The sequence below is a fragment of the Desemzia sp. C1 genome, assembly GCF_020882875.1.
In the GTDB taxonomy this organism is placed as follows: Bacteria; Bacillota; Bacilli; order Lactobacillales; family Carnobacteriaceae; genus Desemzia; species Desemzia incerta.
The window spans coordinates 2,391,376-2,406,294 of the sequence record NZ_JAJIZP010000003.1 but is presented as its reverse complement, the minus strand read 5'-3'; the positions used below and the strand labels follow the sequence as shown (position 1 = coordinate 2,406,294).

At 33.7% G+C, this 14,919-nt stretch carries 21 protein-coding genes and 1 tRNA gene; 20 read left to right on the top strand and 2 right to left on the bottom strand.

Translation table 11 applies throughout. The features are described 5' to 3' along the window. Positions 1 to 73 precede the first annotated feature (73 nt). From LMF32_RS12065 to LMF32_RS12055, 3 genes are all read left to right on the top strand, one after another. Positions 74 to 853: a Cof-type HAD-IIB family hydrolase gene (locus tag LMF32_RS12065; protein ID WP_230524898.1), complete on the top strand. Its 780-nt coding sequence runs from the start codon at positions 74 to 76 to the stop codon at positions 851 to 853. Positions 854 to 888: 35 nt separating this feature from the next. After that, positions 889 to 1,431, top strand: a complete 543-nt coding sequence (locus LMF32_RS12060; protein ID WP_230524897.1) for a DUF1697 domain-containing protein — start codon at positions 889 to 891, stop codon at positions 1,429 to 1,431. Between the two features lie 48 nt (positions 1,432 to 1,479). Continuing rightward, positions 1,480 to 1,552, top strand: a tRNA-Ala gene (locus LMF32_RS12055). 102 nt (positions 1,553 to 1,654) lie between these two features. Here LMF32_RS12055 and LMF32_RS12050 read toward each other — a convergent pair. Then, positions 1,655 to 2,803 (bottom strand): site-specific integrase, encoded by a 1,149-nt coding sequence (locus LMF32_RS12050; protein WP_230524896.1) that lies wholly within the window; start codon positions 2,801 to 2,803, stop codon positions 1,655 to 1,657. Positions 2,804 to 2,850: 47 nt separating this feature from the next. After that, complete coding sequence (locus LMF32_RS12045) at positions 2,851 to 3,330, bottom strand: helix-turn-helix transcriptional regulator (RefSeq protein WP_230524895.1); 480 nt, start codon at positions 3,328 to 3,330, stop codon at positions 2,851 to 2,853. A gap of 140 nt (positions 3,331 to 3,470) precedes the next feature. On the opposite strand from LMF32_RS12045, the gene LMF32_RS12040 reads away from it, so the two are divergent. The 17 genes from LMF32_RS12040 (at position 3,471) to LMF32_RS11965 (ending at position 14,882) form a co-directional block, all read left to right on the top strand. After that, positions 3,471 to 3,674 (top strand): helix-turn-helix domain-containing protein, encoded by a 204-nt coding sequence (locus tag LMF32_RS12040; RefSeq protein ID WP_230524894.1) that lies wholly within the window; start codon positions 3,471 to 3,473, stop codon positions 3,672 to 3,674. 42 nt (positions 3,675 to 3,716) lie between these two features. After that, positions 3,717 to 3,992: a hypothetical protein gene (locus LMF32_RS12035; protein ID WP_230524893.1), complete on the top strand. Its 276-nt coding sequence runs from the start codon at positions 3,717 to 3,719 to the stop codon at positions 3,990 to 3,992. Between the two features lie 39 nt (positions 3,993 to 4,031). Continuing rightward, positions 4,032 to 4,157, top strand: coding sequence for a hypothetical protein (locus LMF32_RS13635; protein WP_278046302.1), 126 nt, complete (start codon positions 4,032 to 4,034; stop codon positions 4,155 to 4,157). Continuing rightward, positions 4,154 to 4,297, top strand: coding sequence for a hypothetical protein (locus LMF32_RS12030; RefSeq protein ID WP_230524892.1), 144 nt, complete (start codon positions 4,154 to 4,156; stop codon positions 4,295 to 4,297). Before LMF32_RS13635 ends, LMF32_RS12030 begins: the two co-directional genes overlap by 4 nt. Positions 4,298 to 4,405: 108 nt before the next feature. Next, positions 4,406 to 4,612 carry a hypothetical protein gene (locus LMF32_RS12025; RefSeq protein ID WP_230524891.1) on the top strand — a complete coding sequence of 69 codons (207 nt, stop codon included), beginning with the start codon at positions 4,406 to 4,408 and terminating at the stop codon, positions 4,610 to 4,612. Positions 4,613 to 4,657: 45 nt separating this feature from the next. Continuing rightward, entirely contained in the window at positions 4,658 to 6,556 is a 1,899-nt protein-coding gene (locus tag LMF32_RS12020) for a DNA primase family protein (RefSeq protein WP_230524890.1), read from the top strand. Between the two features lie 392 nt (positions 6,557 to 6,948). Beyond that, a complete protein-coding gene (locus LMF32_RS12015) occupies positions 6,949 to 7,302 on the top strand; it encodes a hypothetical protein (protein ID WP_230524889.1) in 354 nt (117 codons plus the stop codon). A gap of 2 nt (positions 7,303 to 7,304) precedes the next feature. Further along, on the top strand, positions 7,305 to 7,574 hold the full coding sequence (locus LMF32_RS12010) for a Mor transcription activator family protein (protein WP_230524888.1): 270 nt from the start codon (positions 7,305 to 7,307) through the stop codon (positions 7,572 to 7,574). A gap of 158 nt (positions 7,575 to 7,732) precedes the next feature. Continuing rightward, the gene (locus tag LMF32_RS12005) at positions 7,733 to 8,095 is read left to right on the top strand and encodes a hypothetical protein (protein ID WP_230524887.1); all 363 of its coding nucleotides are present in this window, start codon (positions 7,733 to 7,735) and stop codon (positions 8,093 to 8,095) included. Further along, complete coding sequence (locus tag LMF32_RS12000) at positions 8,088 to 8,366, top strand: hypothetical protein (protein ID WP_230524886.1); 279 nt, start codon at positions 8,088 to 8,090, stop codon at positions 8,364 to 8,366. The genes LMF32_RS12005 and LMF32_RS12000 overlap by 8 nt, the downstream gene beginning before the upstream one ends. 151 nt (positions 8,367 to 8,517) lie before the next feature. Next, positions 8,518 to 9,066, top strand: a complete 549-nt coding sequence (locus LMF32_RS11995; RefSeq protein ID WP_230524885.1) for a phage scaffolding protein — start codon at positions 8,518 to 8,520, stop codon at positions 9,064 to 9,066. Between the two features lie 116 nt (positions 9,067 to 9,182). Beyond that, entirely contained in the window at positions 9,183 to 9,431 is a 249-nt protein-coding gene (locus LMF32_RS11990; RefSeq protein WP_230524884.1) for a hypothetical protein, read from the top strand. A 5-nt stretch (positions 9,432 to 9,436) separates the two neighbouring features. Continuing rightward, entirely contained in the window at positions 9,437 to 9,754 is a 318-nt protein-coding gene (locus LMF32_RS11985; RefSeq protein ID WP_230524883.1) for a hypothetical protein, read from the top strand. 31 nt (positions 9,755 to 9,785) lie between these two features. Next, positions 9,786 to 10,475 carry a hypothetical protein gene (locus LMF32_RS11980; RefSeq protein WP_230524882.1) on the top strand — a complete coding sequence of 230 codons (690 nt, stop codon included), beginning with the start codon at positions 9,786 to 9,788 and terminating at the stop codon, positions 10,473 to 10,475. Between the two features lie 162 nt (positions 10,476 to 10,637). Then, positions 10,638 to 11,072 carry a hypothetical protein gene (locus LMF32_RS11975; RefSeq protein WP_230524881.1) on the top strand — a complete coding sequence of 145 codons (435 nt, stop codon included), beginning with the start codon at positions 10,638 to 10,640 and terminating at the stop codon, positions 11,070 to 11,072. Further along, positions 11,069 to 11,548 carry a hypothetical protein gene (locus tag LMF32_RS11970; protein WP_230524880.1) on the top strand — a complete coding sequence of 160 codons (480 nt, stop codon included), beginning with the start codon at positions 11,069 to 11,071 and terminating at the stop codon, positions 11,546 to 11,548. Before LMF32_RS11975 ends, LMF32_RS11970 begins: the two co-directional genes overlap by 4 nt. Further along, a complete protein-coding gene (locus LMF32_RS11965) occupies positions 11,514 to 14,882 on the top strand; it encodes a tape measure protein (RefSeq protein ID WP_230524879.1) in 3,369 nt (1,122 codons plus the stop codon). The genes LMF32_RS11970 and LMF32_RS11965 overlap by 35 nt, the downstream gene beginning before the upstream one ends. Positions 14,883 to 14,919 lie beyond the last annotated feature (37 nt).

Below are 14,919 nucleotides of genomic sequence, written 5' to 3'. Positions count from 1 at the left end.
CAACTTTTCTTTTTGGCGATTATTCGATAGAATGGTATAGAAAAGTGTTCAAGAAAGCAGGTAGCCGATAATTATGGAGAAAAAAATTCTTTTTTTTGATATCGATGGTACTTTACTGACAGATGAGAAAAAAGTGCTGCCCAGTACTAAAGCAGCATTGAAACAGTTGCAAGCTAATGGACATGAAGTTGCGATCGCGACAGGCAGAAATTATACGATGGCAAAAACAGTGATCGATGAATTAGAATTGCAAAATTACATCGTCTGTAATGGAGCCGCTGGATTTTTCCATAATGAATTAGTTTATGAGAATGTCTTAGATCCGACGGAATTTGAGCGAATGCTGCAATTGGCTGATAAAGAAGGTCATCAAGTGGTTTACGAAACACCTTTTAAATTAAGAAGACGCAGCGAGGCGATCAGTATTCGCATCAAAACGGCTATGGAGGCAGTCGGATTCGGCGTACCCAAATGGGACGATGAGTTCTATAAAGAACATAAAATGTCACAGGCGTTGATTTTCTATCGCGAAGAAGAAAAAGACATTTACGAGAATGGGCAATTTTCTAAATTGAAATTTGTTCGTTGGCACGACACAGGAGTAGATGTGCTGCCTCGTGATGGTTCAAAAGCCGCTACTATTTTAGAATTTTCTGAGAAACAAGGATTTAAACGCGAAGATATCATTGCTTTTGGAGACGGTTTGAATGATTTAGAGATGATCTCACAAGTAGGCGTAGGAGTCGCGATGGGGAATGCTCTTGAATCCATCAAGTTGAGAGCAGATAAAGTCACTGCCAATAACAATGAAGATGGGATTGCAATAGCTTTGAAAGAAATGGGATTGATTTAACTTACTTTTCCGATTGGTAAGGAAGGTTGGGTAAAATGAAGTATATCGCATTGCTTAGAGGAATAAACGTTGGCGGGAAAAATCGAGTACCGATGAAAGAGTTGCAGAAGTGTTTTCTTGATGCTGGATTTACTGGTGTTCAAACGTATATCAATAGTGGGAATGTGTTGTTCGAGGCTGAAATAGAGTCAGACGAGAAAACTCTTCAAGAAGATTGGCAAACCATGATTCGAAATTCTTTTGGATTCCCTGTAGCGGTAGCTGTTATATCTGTTCAAAATTTATCTCAAGCTTTACGTCAGGTTCCAGAATGGTGGGGAAAAGATCCTCAAAAAAAACACAATGCTTTGTTTACTATATTTCCCGCAACGGCAGAGGAAGTCATCGCTGAAATAGGCGAACTCCATTCTGAAGCAGAAAAAGTCTACTGTTCTGAAGGAATCATTTTCTGGAGTACATCAATTCAGTACTACAGTAAAACTAAGTTCTCGAAAATAGTAGGAACTAAGCCGTATCAAAAAGTCACCATACGAAATGCGAATACGACTAAGAAATTAGTTTTCTTAGGGACACAGTAAAATGATCAACTGTCATTCAATGATCTTATCATCGAATGACAGTTTTCCGGGGGTATAGCTCAGCTGGGAGAGCGCTACGCTGGCAGCGTAGAGGTCAGGGGTTCGAGCCCCCTTATCTCCATAAATAAATTTATATAAAGCGCCAAATCATTGATATGACGGTAATCTGTCGATGATTTGGCGCTTGTTTTTTTGACTTGACCAAGACTTTGACCCAGAAAGATTAATTATTCATATACTCAGCAAATTTTTGAGCCGTGTCATCTTTGGATTTTTTTGTTACATGGGTATAAATGTTCATAGTAGTTTGAATGTCTGAATGTCCCATTCTTTCCATCACTACTTCAGGTTTAGCACCAGACTCAAACATCAAACTACAATGTGTATGACGTAATCCATGAGTTGTAATTTTAGTCAGAGCATTCTTTTCAATTACAAGATTAATTCTTCTTACCGTATGGTTAGGATCAACAAGTTCATTCATGAAATTACTGAACAACAATTGAACTTCATTATTTGCGTTGAACCCAAGTTTTAACAAATCAACTGCTTGAACTTTTTTCCACTCTCTCAGAACATTCATGGTAACTTCATCTATGGAGATAGTTCGTTCACTGGCTTCATTCTTTGGATCCTTAATATATAATCTATTTCCTTCACCACGACCAACTGCTTTAGTTATGCTTATAGTGTTATCTTTGAAATTAATATCATTCCAGGTAAGTGCTAAAGCTTCACTTTTACGAAAACCAGAATAGGCTAGAAGATGAAAAAGGGTATACCATTTCATACGTAAATTATTTTTGCAGCAATTCAGAAATGTAACTAACTCATCTTTGCTATAGAAATTTTCTAGTTTTTCTTCATCTACTTTTTTTTCTCTTTTTGGCACAACAATTTTCTTCATGGGATTGTCATTAATAGTTTCCAACATGATTGCGTAATCTAACACTTTAGAAGTATAGTTTTTCATATTCTTATACTTAACTAAACGTTCGCACCAATCATTTACCATTTCTTGACAATATCGAACGGTTATCTTATCTACTTGGAGTGATCCAAATGCTGGTAAAATATGATTTTTAAATAATTCTTTTGTTTTGACTCTTGTAGTTTCTTTTACTGTACTTTCATAAGCAGATTTATACCATAATTCATAAACTTCTTGAAAGGTAGTTTTATTTTTTACTTTGAAGCCTTTTTCAGCTTCTAGTTTCAGTCTAGAAAGAGCCAATTTAGCTTCTTTAGAAGTTTTAAAACCACGTCTGGTAGTGTCAATTTGTTTTCCAGTGAGTGGGTTAATTCCTAAATATACTTTGAACATATATGCAGTAGTGCCGTCTTTTTTTGTGTACTTTTTTATTTGTGACATTTTCTTTTTCTCCCTTTTTCATGTGGGCGCTATGTATAAAGAGATTATTATTTGATGTTATTTATTTTTTTAGCCATATTATAAGTATTCTCCAAACTACTTTTCAATAATTCTTTGGTTTCGCTATCGATATCTGAACCTTCGAATTTCAATGGTTGATCTCCTGATTCTAATTGTTCAACTATAAAGTTCATCATTGAACCGATATCTGTAACGTCTATTTGAGATAATTTTTTGTGAGTTTGTTCAATAGCTTTGACTTCCATAGAAAGTTGTCCATTAGGATTGTATTTCTCATCCATTTGATTCCAAATTTCTTTACCGTACAGCAGCGTATCTACTGAAATGTGTCCTAATCTTGAGATTTGTTTTAGCCGTTCATTATTTGGAATAGATGAACCTTTTTCCCACAATGAAACGTTTCCCTTGGAAGCATCAAATAATTTTCCAAATTCTTCTAAAGTTAAACCATTAGATATTCTAATTGATTTGATTCTTAAACCAACTGCCTTTTTATCAATCTCCATTTGGTTTGAACCTCGCTTTCTTTAATCATATAATAACACAAAGTTTTAAGAAGTTAAAACTATTTATTGACTTAGTTCAAATTTTGTTTTATTATAGTTTTAAGAAGTTCAAAGACACAGAGGGAAGTTGGTGAAAATAAATGGTTGCTAATAAAGTAAAAGGTTATCGTACTATGTTGGGTTTAAGTCAAAGTGATCTCGGTAAATTGCTTGGTATTACTAAACAAGCAATTAGTAATAAAGAACGAGGTGTTTCTTCCTTTACAGACTTAGAAAAGTCTAAAATCAAAGAAATGCTAAAAGTAATTAAATCTGATATCACAATTGATGAGATATTTTTTTAAACAAAAAGTTTTAAGAAGTTTAACGAATTGAGGTGAATCAAGATGAATAATGTTCAGATCATCCTATCAGATGAACAAGCTAACGCTTTAAAAAAATATGTATTTGAAATAACACGAGAAGGCATTGAGGCGGCAAAAGAAATAAGTAAAATAAATCAACCATTTTTAAAGCAAAAATTTATGGCTCAATTCTTAGGTATTAGTGTAAATACATTAATCAAATGGGAGTCGCAAGGATTACCGACTATCATCATTGACGGAACAAAATTATATTCAAAGCAAGAAGTTTCAAAATGGATTCTGCAGCATCAGAGATAAAAAATACATGACGGGCGCCATGTACTTGGGAGGAAAACAATGTTAAATGCAGCAATTGTTATGAGTTTAATTATTGGATGGGCATTAGGATTTGTAACTTACTTTGGAGTTCGAACTGGTTATCACCTATTAAAAACTATTTTAGAGGAGGAAAATACAAAATGACACCTGCAGAAAAGAAAGCACTCAAAGAGTTAAAAAATGATTTATACAATTATCCAGAAGTGATAATGCTTAGCGTTTCAAGAAAAGATTTAGAAACAGTTATCAATTATTTGGAAAAAACACACAAAAAGAGCCTTTAGCGGACAGCGACCAACTGCACTAAAGGCTAGCGTATAAAAATCACTATAAATAGGGACTTTTCTTGTCTCCTATTATAGCACAAAACAATTAAAAGGGAGATTTTAATAATGGAAAAACAAACTGAACAATTAATTAACGATATTTATCAATTACAAGGGCTAATGGTTGCAATGGAGGATGCTTGGGAAAACATCACAGCATCTGATGATCCAACAGTTCAGCGTTACGCTCGTCCTTTAGGTGCAATAATTCAATTAGCTCAAGAAAAAGCTAATAACAGTTTTGAAATAGCCTCTAATATGAAAGAAGATTAGATGAAGGTATGTTGTCAGAGTAAATTATGAAAGAGGTGAAGTTGATTGTTCTATAAAGGGTACATTGAAACAAAGGATAAGAAAGCAATTGAAAAATTTAAAAATATAAAAGAGTTCAAGACATTTGAACAAGTTCAATCGTTCATGAACTATGCCGGTGTTTTAAATGAAGAAACGATATTAGTAGATATTGATGATCACAAACAATCAGAAATAGTAATGGATATCGTTGAAGAAAAACAATTACGTTGTCGGGTTTATGAAACGTCAAGAGGGAAACATTTTCTATTTAAGAAAACCGATGAGATTGAAAGTAATCGTACCGGTGCAATATTAGCAATTGGAATTAAAGCAGATATTAAACTTGGAACACGTAATAGTTATGAAGTTTTAAAACATAACGGTATTGAAAGAGAAATTATTTACGACATGTTCGAAGACGAAACACCGGATCCAATTCCTAAATGGTTACATCCTGTTAAAACAGATTTAGATTTTTTCACTATGGATGAAGATAGTGGACGTAATCAAGCATTGTTCAATTACATTTTAACTCTTCAATCTAATAATTTTAGCAAAGAAGAAGCAAGGGAAACAATCCATTTGATCAATGAGCATATCTTACCAGCAGCATTAGATCAAAGTGAATTGGAAACTATTTTGAGAGATGAAGCTTTTCAAAAAGATCTATTCTTCAAAAAGAACACGTTTTTATTTGATAAGTTTGCAGTATTTCTCAAAAACAACGCTCATGTGAAGCGAATAAGTGATCAACTGCATATATATCATGATGGTATTTATACGCCTAACAGAGCAAGAATTGAAGGCGAGATGGTAAAGCATATACCCAGTTTATCAAATGCCAAAAGGAAAGAAGTTCTAAGTTATTTGGACATTATCAGCCCAGAAAGTGAAAAAATCAGTTCTCCAAACTACATTCTTTTTCGCAATGGTGTACTAAATATTCACACAGGAGAGTTGAGTAACATAAGCCCAGAATTTATTATAACAAATCAAATACCATGGGATTACAATCCCAATGCTTATGACCAGGTAACAGATCAAACATTAAATAAGATGGCTTGTAACGATTCAAATGTACGAAGTCTCCTTGAAGAATTAGCGGGTTATACCTTATATAGACGAAACGAATTGGGGAAAGCATTCATCTTGACTGGTGAAAAATCGAATGGTAAATCAACTTTTATTGATGTTTTGAAGAATATGCTAGATGAAAGTAATACCGTTTCACTAGACTTAAATGAATTAGGTGAGCGGTTCAAGACTGCTGAACTTTACGGAAAACTTGCAAATATTGGTGATGATATTGAATCAGATTTTATTAGCAATACTGGTATTTTCAAAAAACTTGTAACAGGTGATCGCTTGAATGCTGAAAGAAAGGGACAAGATCCCTTTGATTTTAATAATTTCGCTAAACTAATTTTTAGTGCAAATAATATACCGAGACTTGGGGGCGGTAAAGATACCGCAGCAATTGCAAGGCGTTTGGTTATTATTCCCTTTGATGCAAAGTTCAGTGCAGATGATGAAGATTTTGATCCTTATATCAAAGATAAATTAATCAAACAACAGGCAATGGAATATTTCATCAAACTTGCAGTTGAAGGATTAAAACGAGTTTTAGATAATAATAAATTTACAACCTCAAAACGAATTGATAAGGAAGTACAAGAATATGAGTTAAGTAATAATCCTTTACTTGGTTTCATTCAGTATTGTGAAGATGAAGAACTTAATATCATTTATGAAACCTTAGACGAAGTATATATACACTATGGAATGTTTTGTGATAGTGGGAAGTATATGCCGTTATCTAAAAGTGAATTTTCAAAACAGCTTCAAAAACAATTAAATATAAAAACTATCAGAAAAACAGTAGAAGGGAAAAAACGTCAAGTTTTCATAGCAGTTGAAGAGTAATTTGAACAATGTGGACAACGTTAGACATTCTAAAAAACATAAGGGTGTCTAATATAAAATCAATAACATCAACGTTTTTGATGTTTTGGACAGTCTGGACACCCTAAATATAAGTTCTTAATTAAAAGATTAAAAAAAGTATACTATTTATTACTTATATATACTAAATAATATAAGAATAGGGAAAAGCGTGTCCATCCTGTCCAGTTAACTCAATAAAAGAGTGTTAAATGTTGATAAATTAACGTTTTTTAGCCGGACACCGTATTATTTGACTCTGTCCAGTAAGCGAAAAAATAATACATCACTCTCCCCGACCAAAGTTTGAGTGATGTATTATTGGAAACAGTGTACTTGATATATAAAATTAAAATAGAAGGAGTTAAACAAAAATGAACGGAAAAGAATTCTTAGATTATTATGATCAGATTGAAGAAATTACAAACATCGAATGGGTAGTTACAGATGAATATCATTTAACTAATGGTGAAATGGGTGTGAGTATTGTATTCACTTTCGATGGTAAGCAACTTATATTGAATTATCCGAAACCAACACTTCCAGTTGAAAAACGTCAAATGAATTATATCGCCATAGTTATGTTGGTTAGTAAATGTATTCGTCAGATAACCGGTCATGACTCGCTAATGATGTCGATACATGGGGAGGATGTGACTGTTGAAAGTTCTATTGCATCAACCATTAATTATGCACAGCATCTATTGAGAGAAAAAAGAGGTGAATAACCTTGGTCTCTATTAATCGTGATTATGTTATTGATATTATTGGTGAAGAAAAGTTCAACGAACTATGTGAGAAATACGCTGGGCATACTCTTTATTTTCCTAAAAAAACAAATCCATTTAATACTAATGAAGAACGTAATGATTGGATATTTGAGTCATTTATGGATGGAAAAGGGTATGATTTTATAGCAAATGAGCTAGATTTGCAACGTGATACGGTCATTAGGATCATAAAAGAATACTCAAAACGACAAAAAAGACCTTCAAAATGAAGGTCTTTTTGTTATTCGGAAAACGTTTATAAAATCCGATAAACGTTGTTAAATCAACATTCGTATGGTTGTTATTGGTATAATTAAGGTGTTATTAAAAGTAGTTTTTGATTGGATATGATTTAAAACGAATGATTTTATGAAAGTGAGGTGAAAATATGGCAAAGCTAAACAAAGATGAGATTGCAATGAACCTTTTAACCAGCCGAACTATCAATGAAGCTGCTGACCGTTCAAGTGTGTCTACATCAACACTATATAGATTGAGAAAACAGGCCTCTTTTCAAAAAATATTGACCAGGGTTAAGGATGAATTATTTCAAGAAACTATGAAAAAGGCTCAAAGTTATGCTTTGGATTCTTTGGAAGTATTAAGAGAAGTAGCTGTTGATGAAGATGCAAATGATTCCTCAAGAGTTAGTGCAGCACGTACCATCATCGATATTGGTTTAGCAGCAAATGAACAAGAACATATTATTCATAAACTAGATGATTTAGAGAGAAGGTTAATGGATGATTAGTAAGCAAAGCCGTAAACAGTTGATAAATAGAATAGAAAAACTAGATGAACATGCTCCTAGGAAAACGCCATTTATTATATTTCTAACGGATTTACCTGATGGAAATGTTGAAGCTGCTGAGCACATTCGGACAAGTGGAAAAAAGAAAGGACTGAAAATTAGACGAACAATAATTTCAACAGAAAAAGAATTTGATAATTATTTGGCTAAACTACTTACCTATCCAAAATGCGTAGTTATTACTGGTGATGATGATCTTGAAGATTGTTGAAAAAAGATGGAATAATTCGTAAGTTGTCAAATGAGATTATATGAGCCTAGCCGTTTAGATTGATGTTTTTGCAACAAAATGCAACATTTTCGGACGGAACTCAATGCAACATTTTAATATAAAGAATCATCATAAGAGGAGAAGGATAAAAATGAATGAAAATCAATTAATAAAATTAGGATTAAACAAAGAACAAGCCTCATCTGTACTTTCTATGCATAAGAAATCTATTGATGGGAATTACGTACCTAAAGCTAGATTCGATCAAATAAATGACGCTAAAAAAGCGTTAGAAGGAAGTAATGGTTCAACTACTGATTACGAGGCTGAAATAAGCCGTTTGACGAAAGAGAACAACACATTGAAGGAAACACATGCGAATGAATTAAACGAGCTGAAACTTAGTCAGAATGTAGATTTAGCTTTATCAAAAAGCAAAGCTAAAGATGTTAATTTAGTCAAACGTTTGTTGAATATGGATGAAGTGAAATTTGATAAAAAAGGAAGTCTCATTGGTTTGGATGACCAAATAGAAAATCTAAGGAAAGGAGAAAGTACTAGTTCATTGTTTGAGAAAGAAAAAGTACCAACTTTTAAAGGCGCGCGGCCTGCTTCAGGGCAAAACAGAAATGTTGGTATGCCAGATATTACTAAGATGTCATATGCTCAATTAGATGAGTACATGAGAAATAACAAATAGAGAGAAGGAAAATAAAAATGACAAAAGAAGAAATTTTAGCCTTAAGTGAGCAAGAATTTAAAAAGTATACTTTATCTAAAATATCTTAATGAGTAAAAAACGTAGGAGATGGTGAAATGGATGCCATTGATGAAAACTTTAAAAAAATAGCCTTAGTTCAACAATACCGTAATAAAGAATTAAAAGAAGCTGTATATCCTATCAAAACGTGGTTTAACCATAGGTGTTTAAAAACACAGGAAGAAATTCAAGAAGAGATTAATAACATCAATCAAAAATATGATGAAGCAGTAAAAAATATTTATATAAATTTAAATAAAGAATTGAAATCAAAAGGATTTCAACCTTACGGAAAAGGAGAATAATTAATATGAATGAACAAGAAAAATTATTTGCAGATGAGTTTGTTTTTCGTTATTTCAATAGTAATGAGTCAAATGGGAGAGTTTTAGCAGTTCAAGCAGCAATTTATACTGGTTATAAATTACCTACGGATGTTAGTGCAGCAGATGCAGAAGCACAAAAAATATACAACAAGCCAGCAGTAAAAGAATATATTGAAAATGAGGTCTCGGAATTAAGAGATAAGTTACAACTTGAACAAAGAAGATATCTTTGGAAAGACATCAAAACGATGACTATAGGCGAACCTGATGATTGGGATCATCATGGTGTAATTCGCGCTTAATAATCTAACATAAAGAAGGAGAATGATAATAATGGGTAAATTTGTAGAATCTTTAAATAATAGAGTAGAAGTATATCAAGCTTTCTTAGAAAAACTAAACACTGATTCAACTGAAGCAATTAATCATATGGTCGAAACTGGTGAAATATATAATGATGGAGGCTTTGTCTACGTGTTAAAAGGTCAACTGGATGGATTAAAAAGTGAATTCCAATCCCAGGCGGAACAATTAAATTATAGAACGAATGAACTTATTAAAACTGAAAAGAGCAAATATTTTGAACAAGAGAAAGTGAAAACCGTTGACTATGAAATGCAAGTTAGTAATGCACTGAAATTCATCGAAATTGAAGGTTCAAGTATTAATGATGAGAAAGCCTTCTTAATTCTAAAAGACTTTATGGATGATCATGAAAAAATGCACTTGTTTAAAAATGTTATTGAAAAACAATTAGATCCAATGAACAAAGATCAAATCATTAATTTCAAAAAAACATTTGCTAAATTCAATGAGAAAGAGGCTCTTTTAAATACATTTGAAGAACTAGAATCAACAGCTAAAGATATATTCATTCGCCCATTAACAAAAAAGAATTCCTCAATACTACGCGGTCAAGAATTTATTTCTGAATATATTCCAGCTTATTGGGATCTTTCGGGTTTTTCAGAATTAATTAATTTAGCTGAGATTGTAGAAAATTTAATACCAGAAGATAATTGATTGGATTGATATTAAGTCTGAAATCTAGATATTTATTAAATCATTTTATGAAAAAAATCAGTCTTGATCTAAATTGTAATGTTCGAAAAGCAAGTAAAATTCATGATGTAGCGCTGGAAGAATTCGGAAAAGTGTTACGTCAAGAAAAAGAAGGTGTCCGCGATGAATAAAAACATTGAAGTAATAAATGAACATCTTTGGTTAGTAAACTTTAAACATTTGGACCAGGGATATATATCAGAATTAAAGCATATGAGTCAAAATCATACGGATTACAGGATCTTGACAAAAGAGGGGATTTTAATCCTGGATAAAGCTTATGAGGAAGGTAAAGATGTAGCGACACTTTTCAACTTTGTCATGAAACTTGATGATGAACAATTGCAAGAAGGTCAATCATTCAAAAGTTACCTGGTAGAGAAAAATCCAAAGATGAAGGATTGGGATGAAAAATTAATGAATACTTATGTTGGTTATCATTGTCTAGAAAATCTGCTACATGTATTCAATAATATTTCCGAAATGGAGAAAGTTAGACGCAAAGTTGAAAAGGAATATAAAAGAAAGAATCGGTTTAAATTCTTGAAAAGAAGGTGAAGATTATTTCTAGATCTATTAAAAAGATTAATAATAACCTGTATGTTCTGGATTTTAATGAATCTAAAAATAATAAAATTGACAATTTGGTTATTCCAAAAGAAAACAGTAACCGTTTTTGGTATTTTTCATCAAATGGAATAATGTATATCAATAGTCGTGAGAAATCACATCCTGGAAGTGTAGCAATAATGAAATTTTTAATGAAACGATCCAAAATTTCGTTACAGAAACAAAATTTATTCTTTGATTTTTTAAGACTCTTCTACAAAGAATATTCCACTATCAAGGATGAAAAGTTTTGGAAAGAGCTTATCGCAGTCAATGATTATCGAACTGCAGAAGTAGTATTCAATGGTCTTGTAAATGCAGAATTAAAAAGACGCATACTCCAAAAACAATATAAGAAAACAGAAAAAATAGTAAAGAAGGTGAAAAGATATGGCACACATAGGAACAACGTTAGAGATATATGATCAAATGAGTTCGCCACTGCAAAGTATAACGAGTTCACTATATACTGCTGTAAATGCTTTCGAAGATATGCAAGGTGCAGCAAATAGTGCCTTTGATGGTACAAATTACGATAATATCCGTAGTGAATTAGATAATGTAACCAAATCATTTTCTAAGATGCGCGAAAATATAGCGCAAGATTTACCTCCACTTGATATTCCTACGCCAGAACCAGTGATCGTACCCATTGAATGGGATTCAGGAGAGGTAGAAGTATTTAAAACTACTGGGATAGATAGATTTAAACAAGAAGTGAGTTCAACTAACACCATGCTCAGTAACTTGGCCAATACCCAATCTGATATAGCTAGTCGTGCAGCGACTATGGATATATTACCTTATGACGCTGTAAATGATTTAGGAATGATGAGCAATCGCATTAACGATATAAGAACACAAATACAGTATTTGGAACAAAATCCTGTCGATTTAGATATTAATTTAGTTAATAATCAACTAGAAACTTTGAGACGTTCTCTCCAACAAGCTGAGGTACAACAGAATGAATTGAATGAAGCGATGCAACGAATGGATGCCGCAGACGTCAATACAGCTTATAAGAAGTTGAATACCACCATAAGTGGAACAGAACGTTACTTAAGGGATAATATAGAGTCACAGGATCAATTCAACAGAGAAATAAGAGCTGGGACCAATGAAGCTAGTAATTTAGGTCGTACCTTAGGTAGAGTTGTAGCCACCTATGTTTCTATTCAATCAATAGGCAACATTATAAATATATCGGATGAGTTGGCTCGAACTACCGGTAGATTAAACATGATAAATGATAGTTTACAAACCACCGAACAACTACAAGACTTGATTTTTTTAGCGGCTCAACGGTCAAGAGGTTCATATATGGATATGGCTGAGTCAGTTGCGCAGTTAGAACAGCGAACTGGCAACTTATTTAAGAGTAATAATCAGACAATACAGTTTGCGGAAAATTTAAATAAAGCCTTTGTCATAGCTAATGCAAGTGTGGAAGAAACGAATTCAGCAACCCTTCAATTAACACAAGCTTTAGGTTCAGGAGTATTGCAAGGAGAAGAATTGAAAGCGATACTCGAAGCTGCACCAAATATTATTCAAACAATCGCGGATTATTTGGGTGTGAGTGTCGGTAGTATTAAGGAACTGGCCAGTGAAGGTCAAATCACTGCTGAAATTGTTAAGAATGCTATGTTGAGTGCTACTGACGATATCAATGCATATTTCGCAAAAATGCCAATGACTTTCAGTCAAATTTGGCAAAGTTTTAAAAATAATGCCTTAATGGCGTTTCAACCTGTTTTACAAAAATTAAACCAATTAGCAAACACACAAGCTTTTCAAAATTTCGTAAATAATGGAATTCAAGCAGTCGCTATTTTGGCGAGCGTAGTTATATCAGTATTCAACGGTATGATCATGGCTGGTCAATTTGTAGCTGATAACTGGAGCATGATCGCACCAATAGTATATGGAATTGCAACAGCTTTAGCTTTCTATTTAGGGGTGTTGGCTGTTTATCGAACTGGTTTAGCAATCACGACTGCAATAGAAGCGGCTTCAGCAGCAATAAAAACCGTCCATGCAGCAGCCAGTTTCTTACAGGCAGGTAATACCATGGCAGCAACAGCCGCCCAATATGGATTGAATGCAGCATTATTAGCAAGTCCAATTACTTGGGTGATTTTAGGTATCATCGCTATTATTGCCGTTCTATATGCCGTCGTAGCAGCCATTAATCATTTTGCTGGTACGGCGATCAGCGGAACAGGAGTAGTAGCCGGAGCATTCGCAATAATGGGTGCAGTAATCTGGAACATATTGATTGGTATCGCAAATATTGGGATAGCAACAATTGAATTTTTCGTCAACGCTTGGAACTTTGGAATTTGGGCATTGCAGTTAGTCTTTATTGGATTAGCTTTAATTGTAGCGGTTGTCTTAGATGTTATTTTAGCAATCGGTATTTCTGTGGCCTCATTCTTTGTTAACGCGTGGAATTTAGGCGTTTGGCTTGTTCAAATGGCGTTTTTAGCTTTATTAACCCTTGTGTTTATCATTCTTGATGCCTTATTGAATATGGGAATTGCTACGGCAGAATTCTTTGCTAATGCTTGGAATTTTGGTTTGTGGGCAATTCAAATGGGATTCATTGGGTTCAATATCTTAGCGCTTAGTATTTTAGACGGTATCTTAAATGCGGGTATCAGTTCAGCAGAGTTTTTTGCAAATGCTTGGAATTCTGGGGTTTATGGTATTCAAAATGCGTTCTATCACATGGCAATTTTTGCATCAAAAGCAATGCAAGCAGCAGGAAGTGGAGCGATTGGATTAGTCAATGTGGTCCTTAGTGCTATTTCGTCTATTATTAATACCGCCGTTGGTGGATTAAATGGATTGATTGGAATGGCGAACATGATTCCAGGTGTTAACATCAGCGCAATCGGAACAGTTGATTTGCAAGTTGGATCAGGTGTTCAGGGTATGGTTGATAATATAGGAGCTAATTTGTCTGCTCCAACAAAAGCAGAAACTGTTTCTCTTGAGCGTTCCAATTTAGCTGGAAACTATAAAAATTCAGTTAATGTTCCATCGTTACCAGAAGCTGTATCTTTTGATCGTTCAAGCTTAACCAAATCATTTTTGGGTGGTATCGATGTTCCAAAAATGCCAGAAGCGGTCAACTTTGATACTCCAAACATCACGAAAGATTTTCTTTCTAATATCGAATTACCTAAAATGCCAGAAACAGTTATGTTTGATAAATTAGATTATAAGAGTATTGAAGATGCACATAGTGCAGGGTATAAATGGGGCGAAAACTTAGTTGATAATGTTAAAAACTTTGATCTGATGGACGCTTTAGGTTTTGACATGCCGAAAACACCAACTGAATCTGATTATGCTGATATTTTGGATAAGTTAGGTTCTGGAAATATTCCGACTTTAGAAGAAATGGGTGGTTTACCTGGTGCTGAGGATGACAAAGGATTAGGTGAAGCAGCTAAAGACAAAACTGGTGGGGCTGGTGGTTCTGCCGCTGATGACTTAGCAGATATTGCAGATAATACCGATGATATGAAAGATGCTCTCGATATGAGCGCTGAAGATCTAAAATATTTACGCGATTTAGCCGCTAGAAACATTGTCAATCGTCACACTACTAACCATGACATCAGTGTAAATTTAGGTGGGATAAACAATACTGTAACCAAAGAACAAGATTTGGATGGGGTAGTAGATTATATTGTTGGTGGATTAGAAGACGCCATGAGAAAATCAGCGGAAGGAGTGCATGATTAATGGCATATTATGTTTATTTGGATAAGGAGATCTGCGC

Coding starts and splice junctions, on each gene's coding strand:
- LMF32_RS12065 (WP_230524898.1), top strand. CDS start 74: ATGGAGAAAAAAATTCTTTTTTTTGATATCGATGGTACTTTACTGACA.
- LMF32_RS12060 (WP_230524897.1), top strand. CDS start 889: ATGAAGTATATCGCATTGCTTAGAGGAATAAACGTTGGCGGGAAAAAT.
- LMF32_RS12050 (WP_230524896.1), bottom strand. CDS start 2,803: ATGTCACAAATAAAAAAGTACACAAAAAAAGACGGCACTACTGCATAT.
- LMF32_RS12045 (WP_230524895.1), bottom strand. CDS start 3,330: ATGGAGATTGATAAAAAGGCAGTTGGTTTAAGAATCAAATCAATTAGA.
- LMF32_RS12040 (WP_230524894.1), top strand. CDS start 3,471: ATGGTTGCTAATAAAGTAAAAGGTTATCGTACTATGTTGGGTTTAAGT.
- LMF32_RS12035 (WP_230524893.1), top strand. CDS start 3,717: ATGAATAATGTTCAGATCATCCTATCAGATGAACAAGCTAACGCTTTA.
- LMF32_RS13635 (WP_278046302.1), top strand. CDS start 4,032: ATGTTAAATGCAGCAATTGTTATGAGTTTAATTATTGGATGGGCATTA.
- LMF32_RS12030 (WP_230524892.1), top strand. CDS start 4,154: ATGACACCTGCAGAAAAGAAAGCACTCAAAGAGTTAAAAAATGATTTA.
- LMF32_RS12025 (WP_230524891.1), top strand. CDS start 4,406: ATGGAAAAACAAACTGAACAATTAATTAACGATATTTATCAATTACAA.
- LMF32_RS12015 (WP_230524889.1), top strand. CDS start 6,949: ATGAACGGAAAAGAATTCTTAGATTATTATGATCAGATTGAAGAAATT.
- LMF32_RS12005 (WP_230524887.1), top strand. CDS start 7,733: ATGGCAAAGCTAAACAAAGATGAGATTGCAATGAACCTTTTAACCAGC.
- LMF32_RS12000 (WP_230524886.1), top strand. CDS start 8,088: ATGATTAGTAAGCAAAGCCGTAAACAGTTGATAAATAGAATAGAAAAA.
- LMF32_RS11995 (WP_230524885.1), top strand. CDS start 8,518: ATGAATGAAAATCAATTAATAAAATTAGGATTAAACAAAGAACAAGCC.
- LMF32_RS11990 (WP_230524884.1), top strand. CDS start 9,183: ATGGATGCCATTGATGAAAACTTTAAAAAAATAGCCTTAGTTCAACAA.
- LMF32_RS11985 (WP_230524883.1), top strand. CDS start 9,437: ATGAATGAACAAGAAAAATTATTTGCAGATGAGTTTGTTTTTCGTTAT.
- LMF32_RS11980 (WP_230524882.1), top strand. CDS start 9,786: ATGGGTAAATTTGTAGAATCTTTAAATAATAGAGTAGAAGTATATCAA.
- LMF32_RS11975 (WP_230524881.1), top strand. CDS start 10,638: ATGAATAAAAACATTGAAGTAATAAATGAACATCTTTGGTTAGTAAAC.
- LMF32_RS11965 (WP_230524879.1), top strand. CDS start 11,514: ATGGCACACATAGGAACAACGTTAGAGATATATGATCAAATGAGTTCG.